The sequence below is a fragment of the uncultured Clostridium sp. genome, assembly GCF_900547735.1.
GTDB lineage: Bacteria > Bacillota > Clostridia > Lachnospirales > Lachnospiraceae > Otoolea.
The window spans coordinates 47208-57632 of sequence record NZ_URHZ01000032.1 but is presented as its reverse complement, the minus strand read 5'-3'; the positions used below and the strand labels follow the sequence as shown (position 1 = coordinate 57632).

Sequence of the window (10425 nt, the reverse complement as noted above, 5' to 3'; positions counted from 1 at the left end):
TTTTCTGCCCGGATTCCCCACCCGCGACAACCTACAAACCGGGACTGAAGACTCATAACCTCCCTCTCACCATCCCGAACCCCGACCTAACGGCGGCGTTCTCATTCCTCAATTAAATCCCTATTTGCGCCTGAACTGTTACAGCATCAGGAAAAGAGAGAGGAAAAATACTTGCTATCCGAATTCATTAGTGTTAGAATAATAAAGATTGTGAGCACAAATACCATGTAACATTTAATTCAGGGACACGGAAGAGGCGCCCCTGGAAATTATTTTAAAATAGAAAGAGGAGTGTTATTTATGTCAGGACATTCAAAGTTCGCCAATATCAAGCACAAAAAGGAAAGAAACGACTCAGCTAAAGGAAAAGTTTTCACTGTAATCGGACGTGAAATCGCTGTAGCGGTAAAAGAGGGCGGGGCCGATCCGGCTAACAACAGCCGTCTCCGCGACGTAATCGCCAAAGCAAAGGCGAACAACATGCCGAACGATACGATTGACAGGGGTATTAAAAAAGCAGCCGGAGATGCCAACTCCGTTAACTATGAAAACCTTACATACGAAGGATACGGCCCGAACGGTGTCGCTATCATCGTAGATACACTGACCGACAATAAGAACCGTACGGCGGCCAATGTGAGAAGCGCTTTTACAAAAGGCGGCGGCAACGTTGGAACACCTGGCAGCGTTTCCTTTATGTTCGATAAAAAGGGCCAGATCGTGATCGATAAAGAAGAGTGCGAGATGGATGCTGACGAACTGATGATGCTTTCCCTCGATGCGGGTGCAGAAGATTTCGCAGAAGAGGAAGACAGCTTTGAGATTATCACGGCTCCGGAGGATTTCTCCAAAGTCCGCGAGGCTCTTGAAAAAGAGGGAATCCCGATGCTGGAGGCCGACGTGACCATGATTCCTCAGACATGGGTGGAACTGACGGATGACGATGCCGTCAAGAAGATGAACCGGATTCTGGATCTTCTGGATGAGGACGACGACGTCCAGGCAACATACCACAACTGGGACGAATAAAGAATATCCCAAAGAATGGCTTAAAATTAAAGCAGTCCAAGAATTATATGACGCAAAGTGAGCAAAAATCCTGCCGGTGATGGTATGCGGCGGATTGATATATTCTGTTACGGATGTGTAAAAGACTCTTTTCTGAACACTGTGATGGTGGGAGGAGGGGAGTCTTTTTTAAATTCATAGGAAATACGTCTTATGAATCAAAAAACGCTCCACGAGGATGCACATGCCGCTCAGAGGTAAATCGTTGCTGAAGCAACCGCGCGGCACGGGAGTTCTGCAAACCGGATACCTTTCTGTTGAAATAATGATGATAGTCCGTTACAATAAAGGAAAATCTGTGAGGTGCTTTGATGAATAAGAAAAAAATAATAACATTGATAATAGCGGCGTTTGCCGCGGTTTCACTTGGATGGATTTTCATCGGCAATCCGATCGTGGCATATAACAATCACCGGTTGAAAAAAGCCGTTATTTCTGTTGCCAACCAGGAAACCGTAGAAATAAATGAGATTATCCCTTTTGATTGGGATGCCGTGTATACATTTTCCCCGTATGAGGACAAGGCGGAGATAGAAAAGACAATCGGGTTTCACAGTAAAAGCGTGAAAGAAAACAATATCAACGAAGGCATGGTTCATTTGCTTTTCGTGAAAGATAAAAAGGTGGCGGCCAGTGTACTGGGATATGGCGCTCATTTAGGGTACCGCATTGATTTTCCTTCAAAAGTATCGTTTGCTGAACATGCCCTGTTTCATGTATCAAATTCAGACGGTACCGTGACACTGACCTATGTGCCGTAACGAGGAGTTATAACTGCAGATGAGTGCAGCAGAAATGATTTAAATAAGTGATGAAACGGCGGAGAATGAACGATTTGTCACCGTGCACGGTGTGAACTGCGGCACTTATTCCCGTTGACTGATTACCGGAATAAATAAAATTAATTAGAATCTTGACGGTAATATCTGAAAAATGTTATAATCTTACAAGGATGGTTTTAATTGCCTGATAATTAGGCTTGAATACGAATCTTATCATATCTATTACAGTTATTGAATCTGTTACCCATGGAAGTCCTTTCCATGAGAATTCCGTAAGGAAAAGAGAATTAAAGAAACGCTCAAACGAGCCATGCAGAGTAAAACACGAGAAGTAAAAAGGAGATAAAACAAGTGGGAAAAAGAGAAGAAAGTATCTGCCGGAGGAGGACTGGCCTCAGTTCTTCGGACAGGCTGGTGCTGTCTCTTTAAAAATAACATAAAGGAGGGTTGCTTATGCAGGATTTGAGCAACATTACGACACTGGATCTGGTGATAGTGGCGCTGTATCTTTTGGGGATGCTTGGGATTGGAGTTTATTTTGTCAAGCGGATTCAGAATGCGGGTGATTACTATGTGGCAGGCCGGAGCCTTGGTCCTTTGGTTCTGGCGGGAACGGTTTGTGCAACAATTATCGGCGGGAGTGCCATGATGGGCCGGGCGGGGCTCGGATACGATTACGGCTCCATCGCCATTGTGACGGCGCTGCCCTACCTGATAGGCATGCTGGTGTTTTCAGGAATCAGCGGCAGGATTCAGGAGGTGGGTGTAAAACACAATATCTCATCCATCCCCGAACTGTTTGAAAAACGGTTCAGCAAAACGGCCAAATGCCTGATTGCGCTTTTAATCGGCTATACGATGATGGGGACCGTGGCTTCCCAGATAACGGCGACGGCAGTGATTTTCAGGATGGTCGGAGGAAAAGTGGGAATTACATATGAGATGGGGGCCTGCCTGGCGACCTTTATCTTTATATTTTACACGGCGGCTTCCGGGCTTTTTGGCGTCGTGTATACGGATGTGGTGCAGTTTTTTATGCTGATCATCTTTGTCTATATCCTGCTCCCGCTCTCGGGGATCCGCTATATCGGGGGATTTGGCACTTTCTGGAGCAATGTCCCGAAGGAGATGCTGATTCCTTCCGTGGACGGCAAGGTAATCGGCGATATCGTGACCTATCTTGTCTTTACAATGGCCGGCGCCGAGATGTGGCAGAGAGCGTTTGCGGCCAAGGACAGGAAGACGGCAAAGGCCGGTATGTTCTGGGGAACCGCAATTTACGGATGTACCATCTTTATCATTCTTTCATTGGGTCTGATGGGAAGACAGATTCTGCCGAATATCAAAGAGATGTACGGTACGGCCGAGGCCGTTGTTCCTGCGCTGGTAATCCATATTCTGCCCGCAGGTATTACGGGGCTCTGCCTGGCGGGACTTCTTTCGGTTATGATGAGTTCGGCCGACAGCTATTTATTGATTTCCACACAGACATTTGTTCAGGATTTGGGGAAGACGCTGAATCCAAAGATGTCGGATAAAAGGGAAGTATTTATTTCACGTATCTTATCGGCAGTTCTGGCGATAGGGGCGCTGATTATTGCCCTCTATATCAAGAACGCCTACAATGCCCTGATGTTTGCGTGGACCTTCTATGCGGCATCGGTGGGACTGCCGGCACTGGCCGCCCTCTATTGGAGAAAGGCTACGAATGCCGGAATTATCTCCAGTATTGTATCCGGTTTTGTGGTAAGTATCGGCTGGGATTTGATGGGAAAACCGTGGGGACTCGGTTCTGCGGTTCCCGGTTCACTGGTGTGCGGCCTTGTCCTGGTCACGGTGAGCCTGGCCACGTACAGGACACAGCCGTCGGAAATGATATAGCATATTAACAACGAAAAGCACGCTTCGCGAACTTTTCATTGCCACTCAATAAAACCACATCACGGGCATGGAAGATGCGGGTGATGTGGTTTTTATATCCGCTGAAATTAAATATTGTACGGCTTGCAGATAATTTCGTTGATCTTAGTGTCGAGAACATTGTTTGCGTGCGCAGGTCTCATGATCACGGCAGTATCGGCGCCGCGCGTTGAACCGCCGATGGCGATAATATCTTCACCGTAAGGGATCAGTCCCGCATCGAGCGCCATGATGGCCGCCTCCACGCATACCTTTGTCCCCTGGCCAAACATTCTCAGGGTATCGGCGATGATTTCCACGGGATGGATTCCTCCGTATTTCCTGCTGATGCCCCTCTCGGCGCCGCTCAGTACATGGGTGGTCGAAAGAACCCGGATTCCCTCCGCCTTAAGTTCTCTTACGGTGTCCTCGGTCATTACATTTTTACCCGGCTCGCTGAAACCATAGGCGTAAGCGACACAGACTACATTCAAATCTTTTTCGCCTTTCAAAAGTTTGGCCGTGTCTCCGTGGCTGCTTGCCACTACAATATGCCCGATATTTCTGGCTTTGGCTGTTTCGACGGCAGCTTTTACACATGCACCGGTATTTTCGGTTCCTTTGTTTACAAAATACATAGGGATCTCCTTTCAGATAGCCGAAGTCCGACGCGGAAGCCAGACTGCAGCATGATATTTTATTCTGGCAGAACAGTGATTCTTTAATTATTATAGGTGGTTTTAAAACGTAATGCAAACGTGAAAAAAGAAATTTTAAGAACGAATCAAACGTGCGGTGAGTATATCTGGCCGGGTATATTTGACTTCGAAGAATATTGCTGCAATGAGGCATGGGATGGCCGTTCATGTTAAACTTGTGCTTTGCAATAAAAGATTATTGAGATATAATACGTATATACCGTTATAAAATAATTTTTATAAGGATACAGAGTATGAACATAGAAGGGTTATTCTTTTTAATATTAGATCACATACAAGAGATTGTATATGAAAGAGCAAAAGCAGGATTGAAAAAAACCGTAGATTGGGCTTTTGATAATTTAGAAAAAACAATTGATAATTATCGGGAAAATAGAGAAATGCAGTCCGTAAAAATTATACCGGTTAATGACGTACGGAAAATTAAAAAATATATTATTGAATCAATGGGGGGATTAGATAATATTGTTTGTGTTAAAAAATATCAGGACGGCTACATGTTTGTATTCAAGGATTTTTCAAAAGTAAAATACTACCATATGAAAAATTTCGATTGCAGAGTATTCATATCGGATCAAAGAGGAAGTATGATTCTTCTCCCGCTTAGCAGCAATACGAAATTTCTCGATATGATTTGAATAAAATATCCAGACAGTGAATTAAGGTTAACCGAAAGGATATAGCAATTATGCATTGGCACATTTACAGCGAAAGAGTGTATTAAAGTTTAATAATATAAAAGATTAGAATGAGCGGTTGAATCAGACCGCTCTTTTTCTATTATAGGAAAATCCTATAATAGAAAAGACCTCCGGGCAGGATGCATACCCGAGCGAAGCTCCAATATGCCTCTATGCGGTTTCGCCCATCACGAGAGTCTGCAAGCCGGAATTTTTCTTATTTAAAATATAGTTTGACAAAAATTGGAAACAGGTATATTATTAGAACATAATAATGATAATAATTACTGTTATTTATCGTACGGTCAGATTTTACAATGAGAAGAGATAAAGGAGGAGCTGAAATATGTCATTTAAAACAAGTGAGCAGCACGAAGAATTGAGAATGAGAGTCAGGGCGTTTGCAGAGGCCGAGGTAAAGCCATATACCTTTTTACTGGATCAGAATAATGAATTTCCGACGGAGGCGATCCGCAAGTTTGGAGAGATGGGACTGATGGGAATCCCTTATCCGAAGGAGTACGGTGGTGCGGGTCTGGACGCACTCAGCTATGCCATTGCAGTGGAGGAATTATCCAGAGTGGACGGAGGAACCGGAGTTATTCTTTCGGCTCATGTTTCCCTGGGAAGCTATCCGATTTATGCATACGGCACCGAGGCCCAGAAGCAGAAATATCTTGTTCCCCTGGCAAAGGGTGAGAAGCTGGGAGCATTCGGACTGACGGAGCCGAACGCGGGAAGCGATGCAGGAGGAACTGAGACAACGGCGGTTCTGGAAGGTGAATATTATATTTTAAACGGAGGCAAAATCTTTATTACAAATGCGGACAAAGCCGACACCTATGTTGTTTTTGCCGTTACCACACCGGGCATTGGAACAAGGGGAATCAGCGCTTTTATTGTAGAAAAGGGCTGGGAAGGTTTTTCATTCGGAACCCACTATGACAAGATGGGAATTCGTTCATCCGCTACGGCAGAGCTGGTTTTCAAAAATGTGAAGGTACCCAGGGAAAATCTTCTCGGCAAAGAAGGAGAGGGCTTTAAGATTGCCATGAGCACTCTGGACGGAGGGCGAATCGGAATCGCCGCCCAGGCTCTTGGAATTGCCCAGGGAGCTTATGAAAATGCCCTTGAGTATGCAAAAGAGAGAATCCAGTTTGGCGAGCCGATTGGCAAACAGCAGGGGGTATCCTTTAAAATTGCCGATATGGCTACAAAGCTGCGTGCTTCCCGTCTCCTGATTTACAGTGCGGCGGAGTTGAAAGAAAAGCATGAGCCGTTCGGTATGGAAGCGGCTATGGCAAAGCAGTATGCATCCGACTCCTGTGTGGAGATAGTTAACGAGGCGCTTCAGGTATTTGGCGGAAGCGGCTACATGAAGGGCATGGCAGTAGAGCGCGCTTACCGCGATGCGAAAATCTGCACCATTTATGAGGGAACAAACGAGATCCAGAGAGTTGTCATCGCCGCCTCCATCCTCGGAAGGATGAAGAAAAAAGAGGCTGCACCGGGAAAGAATGAGGGGGCAAAACCGGCATCCAGAAAAGGAATGGTGCTGCGTTTCGGCTCCATGAAGGACAGAGTGGAATCCCTGGTTTCCGATTTGAAGAAGGAAGGCATCGACTTTTCACTCCGCGTGGATCCGGCGACTCCGATTGCCGCTGCAGAGCGCGTCGTAAGCGCGGGACAGGGGATAGGTTCAATTGAGAACATGGAGTTAATAAAAGCCCTGGCCGAGAAAACCGGCGCCGCAATCGGTTCCTCAAGGCCCGTGGCAGAGATGCATAAATTTGTCGGCATGGACCGCTTCGTCGGAATGTCCGGACAGAAATTTAAGGGCAAGCTCTACATCGCCTGCGGCATATCCGGAGCGGAACAGCATCTGAAGGGAATTACGGATGCCGGAATCATCGTGGCAATCAACAACGACCCGGATGCACCGATCTTCCAGAGCGCCGATTACGGTATTGTGGGAAATCTGGAGGAAGTGATTCCGATGATTCTCAAAGAGTTGGAAAAATAAGTGAGATGCAAGGACGCCTCTGAAAGACGGCAGGCGGAGCTTCCCAGGCATCCAAAGAAACATAGTGGACGCGACAATATCTCCTCCACTTGAAAGAATAGAACAAATCAGCCTCCGCAGGCCGCGGTTCAGGATGGCGAAAACCTTCGCGTCTTCAGTCCTGGTCCATAACCTTCCCGTGGGGAAGAAGGGAGAAAAAGATTCCGGAGGGAACCTGGAGTTCATCGGCACTTACCGAGGTATTTTCGAGGTTAGTGTCCGCTATGTACTCCAAAGAGCGCAAGCGTTTCCCGCAGAAACTTTTTCTGCCCGGATTCTCCACCCGCGACAACCTGTAAACCGGGACTGAAGACTCATACCCCCCTCTCCCCATCCCGAACCCCACCCGTCCGGCGGCGTTCTCATCCTTCAACTCAAAAACGTTATTCAGCAAATCCAATGAACGGCAGGTGTTGAGAATGAAAAAGAAAAGTTGGCTGATTTTGGCGGCGGCAGCGGCTGCAATTGCCGTTCTTTTGTGTGTATTCCTGTTTTCCGTAACAGGGAACGGAATGAATCCTGCGGCAAACGGCCCGAATACATTTCATCTCCCTTCAGGCGCCGGAATTGTTTCCATGGGAGTGAATTTTCTGCTTGTATTTATGGTCATGGCAGCCATAATCGGAATTTTTGCGGCCATATTCCTGTTCCCCCTGATAGCGGCAGTTCTGGCGGTAATTTCCGTATGGCGATTGCGGAAAGTGAGCTTTAAAGGCCTGCTCCCGTCCATGCTTCTGCTAGCGGCCTGTTTTCTGGCCGTTCAGTTTGTGAACCTGTTTACGAATGGAGCAGGCTATTATTTCCATCATGATTTTGGTTCGAAGGTCTATAATGAGGGGTATATCATTCCACATTATGAAAAACTGTACGGTGATGAGCTGGAGCTCATAGAAAAGCAGGTGAACGACCCGTACAGTGCGTTGTACACACTGCGTTCCGGTATCACGGGCGGCACATTTACCGTCAAATCAGAAAATTATGAAACTGGTTCCGGCTCATTTGACCGGCTTCATCTGTCGGATGATTATGGGGATATACTGAGCAGCCGTCTTCGGGCGGGAGAGGCGTTATCCCTGCCTTTCGAGGAAGGATTCACTGTAAAATTCAGCGATTCGGGCTATATCTGGTTTTACGTCCGGCGCTCGGAAAGCAGGTTTCAGATAAAATTCGGTTCCGAGGATGCGGAAAGCGAAGAGAGCGCGGAGGGCGAAAAATATCAAATCAGACTGGAAAATGATGAAATGGTTTTTGAGATTCCCGTGAAAGGGAACCGTTATTCGTCATACCGATTCGGCATAAATCAGAAGTCCGACTAAAGGGCAGAGGAGCAGAAACGGCATAAACAGGCAGACAGAAATCCGCTTCTGACTATCATAGTTCAGAAGCGGATTTCTGTCTGCTATATTGAATGGCAATGAAAAGTTCGCGAAGAGTGCTTTTCATTGCTATGAAATATTCTAATTGTTATAGTGATAACTGTCCAGGAGCTGGTTCTTCATATGCCACAGTTCATTGGATAAATCTACATGAATTTCATGAGGATTTACAAGACGGCGGGACTCGTCCCAGAGTGTTTCCTGTTCCTGTTTGCAGTAGGTGCGGATATCCATAACCTTAGGAGACTGGTAAATGCACTCGCCGTTCTTAAATACAGGGACAAGCAGTTCACGGAGCGTATAGGAACCGGGGGCCAGATGAGTCTTTTTCCAGGTTTCCACCGGATCGAAGAGCAGCAGCGAATTATTTTCGTCGTAGGCCTCATCGACCAGACAGATCAGGTCGGCAATGATTTTTCCGCTTTCCTTATCATAAACTCTTCGGATTGTCTTATTTCCGGGGTTTGTAACCTTCTCCGTATTTTCGGAAAGTTTAATCTTCGGGATGAATTTTCCGGTTCTCTTATCCTTGATGGCGGCCAGTTTATATACGCCGCCGAACGAAGGACAGTCCTTGGAAGTGATCAGATTGGTTCCGACACCCCAGGAGTTGATGGTTGCTCCCTGAATCTTTAAGCTGTCGATCAGGTATTCGTCCAGATCGTTTGAGGCGGAGATGGTGGCATCCGGGAAACCGGCCTCGTCCAGCATCTTTTTTGCCTTCTTCGACAGGTAGGCAAGATCACCGCTGTCTAAACGGATTCCGTAGAAGGTCAGCGGAATTCCGGCCTCGCGCATTTCCTTAAATACCTTTATCGCGTTGGGAACACCGGAGTTCAATGTATCATAAGTATCAACAAGGAGAATACAGGCGGACGGATAAAGTTTCGCATAGGTGCGGAATGCGGTCAGCTCATCCGGGAAACTCATAATCCAGCTATGTGCATGAGTGCCTTTAATCGGCACGTCAAAAAGCTGGCCGGCCAGTACGTTGGAGGTACCGATGCATCCCGCAATCATCGCTGCCCTTGCTCCGTAGGTTCCGGCGTCCGGCCCCTGGGCGCGGCGAAGGCCGAATTCCATAATTCCGTCACCGCGGGCGGCGTAGACGATACGCGATGTCTTGGTGGCAATAAGGCTCTGATGATTGATGATATTTAAAATCGCAGTCTCCACCAGCTGGGCCTCCATGATGGGAGCGATTACCTTTACGATGGGTTCACGCGGAAATATGACCGTACCTTCCGGGATTGCATAGATATCGCCGGAGAATTTGAAGTGGAGCAGGTAGTCGAGGAAATCTTCATCAAAAAGTCCCACGCTCCTCAAATAGTCCACATCTTCCGGCTCAAAATGAAGATTTTTTACGTATTCAATTACCTGTTCCAGTCCGGCACAGATGGAAAATGCGTTGCCGTCCGGATTGCTTCTGTAAAAAGCGTCAAAGATGACGGTTTCATTGGCATCCTTTTCCTTGAAATATCCCTGCATCATCGTTAACTCGTACAGGTCTGTCAGTAATGTCAGGTTCCTTTGGTACATAGTCTTCTCCTTAGTTTATCTTGTTTGATGGTAGTGAGTAACCTCACTAAGTGCTCATAGTATACCGTTCATACTAGGCTCAAAAATACTTCGCCAAGTATTCAGGTATGACTCGCACTAAGCTTGTGAGTAACCTCACTAAGTGCTCATAGTATACCGTTCATACTAGGCTCAAAAATACTTCGCCAAGTATTCAGGTATGACTTGCACTAAGCTCGTGAGTAACCTCACTAAGTGCTCATAGTATACCACAAATTTGGGAAAAAACAAAAGAATGATAAAAAAATATCATACAAA

8 protein-coding genes are annotated in these 10425 nt (G+C 46.5%); 6 read left to right on the top strand and 2 right to left on the bottom strand.

Annotation, left to right across the window (positions count from 1 at the left end; genetic code table 11):
* The first annotated feature begins 300 nt into the window (after positions 1–300).
* The 3 genes from QZT18_RS11875 to QZT18_RS11865 all read left to right on the top strand — a co-directional run bounded on the left by QZT18_RS11875 (position 301) and on the right by QZT18_RS11865 (position 3731).
* Positions 301–1029, top strand: a complete 729-nt coding sequence (locus QZT18_RS11875) for a YebC/PmpR family DNA-binding transcriptional regulator (RefSeq protein WP_294148218.1) — start codon at positions 301–303, stop codon at positions 1027–1029.
* 350 nt (positions 1030–1379) lie between these two features.
* Positions 1380–1829, top strand: coding sequence for a hypothetical protein (locus QZT18_RS11870; protein ID WP_294148217.1), 450 nt, complete (start codon positions 1380–1382; stop codon positions 1827–1829).
* Positions 1830–2303: 474 nt separating this feature from the next.
* Entirely contained in the window at positions 2304–3731 is a 1428-nt protein-coding gene (locus QZT18_RS11865) for a sodium:solute symporter (RefSeq protein WP_294148216.1), read from the top strand.
* A gap of 107 nt (positions 3732–3838) precedes the next feature.
* On the opposite strand, the gene QZT18_RS11860 is transcribed toward QZT18_RS11865, so the two are convergent.
* Positions 3839–4387 (bottom strand): pyruvate kinase alpha/beta domain-containing protein, encoded by a 549-nt coding sequence (locus tag QZT18_RS11860; RefSeq protein WP_294148215.1) that lies wholly within the window; start codon positions 4385–4387, stop codon positions 3839–3841.
* 314 nt (positions 4388–4701) lie between these two features.
* Between QZT18_RS11860 and QZT18_RS11855 the strand changes: the two genes are divergently transcribed.
* The 3 genes from QZT18_RS11855 to QZT18_RS11845 all read left to right on the top strand — a co-directional run bounded on the left by QZT18_RS11855 (position 4702) and on the right by QZT18_RS11845 (position 8526).
* Positions 4702–5106 (top strand): hypothetical protein, encoded by a 405-nt coding sequence (locus QZT18_RS11855; protein ID WP_294148214.1) that lies wholly within the window; start codon positions 4702–4704, stop codon positions 5104–5106.
* Between the two features lie 388 nt (positions 5107–5494).
* Complete coding sequence (locus tag QZT18_RS11850) at positions 5495–7171, top strand: acyl-CoA dehydrogenase family protein (RefSeq protein WP_294148213.1); 1677 nt, start codon at positions 5495–5497, stop codon at positions 7169–7171.
* A 458-nt stretch (positions 7172–7629) separates the two neighbouring features.
* Positions 7630–8526, top strand: a complete 897-nt coding sequence (locus tag QZT18_RS11845; RefSeq protein WP_294148212.1) for a hypothetical protein — start codon at positions 7630–7632, stop codon at positions 8524–8526.
* Between the two features lie 141 nt (positions 8527–8667).
* Here the strand turns inward: QZT18_RS11845 and QZT18_RS11840 are convergent, their stop codons facing one another.
* Positions 8668–10128 (bottom strand): nicotinate phosphoribosyltransferase, encoded by a 1461-nt coding sequence (locus QZT18_RS11840; protein ID WP_294148211.1) that lies wholly within the window; start codon positions 10126–10128, stop codon positions 8668–8670.
* Positions 10129–10425 lie beyond the last annotated feature (297 nt).

What these genes read in the sequence shown, in the direction of transcription:
- QZT18_RS11840 (WP_294148211.1), bottom strand. Translation starts at nt 10,128, where the DNA reads ATGTACCAAAGGAACCTGACATTACTGACAGACCTGTACGAGTTAACG.
- QZT18_RS11855 (WP_294148214.1), top strand. Translation starts at nt 4,702, where the DNA reads ATGAACATAGAAGGGTTATTCTTTTTAATATTAGATCACATACAAGAG.
- QZT18_RS11850 (WP_294148213.1), top strand. Translation starts at nt 5,495, where the DNA reads ATGTCATTTAAAACAAGTGAGCAGCACGAAGAATTGAGAATGAGAGTC.
- QZT18_RS11845 (WP_294148212.1), top strand. Translation starts at nt 7,630, where the DNA reads ATGAAAAAGAAAAGTTGGCTGATTTTGGCGGCGGCAGCGGCTGCAATT.
- QZT18_RS11875 (WP_294148218.1), top strand. Translation starts at nt 301, where the DNA reads ATGTCAGGACATTCAAAGTTCGCCAATATCAAGCACAAAAAGGAAAGA.
- QZT18_RS11865 (WP_294148216.1), top strand. Translation starts at nt 2,304, where the DNA reads ATGCAGGATTTGAGCAACATTACGACACTGGATCTGGTGATAGTGGCG.
- QZT18_RS11870 (WP_294148217.1), top strand. Translation starts at nt 1,380, where the DNA reads ATGAATAAGAAAAAAATAATAACATTGATAATAGCGGCGTTTGCCGCG.
- QZT18_RS11860 (WP_294148215.1), bottom strand. Translation starts at nt 4,387, where the DNA reads ATGTATTTTGTAAACAAAGGAACCGAAAATACCGGTGCATGTGTAAAA.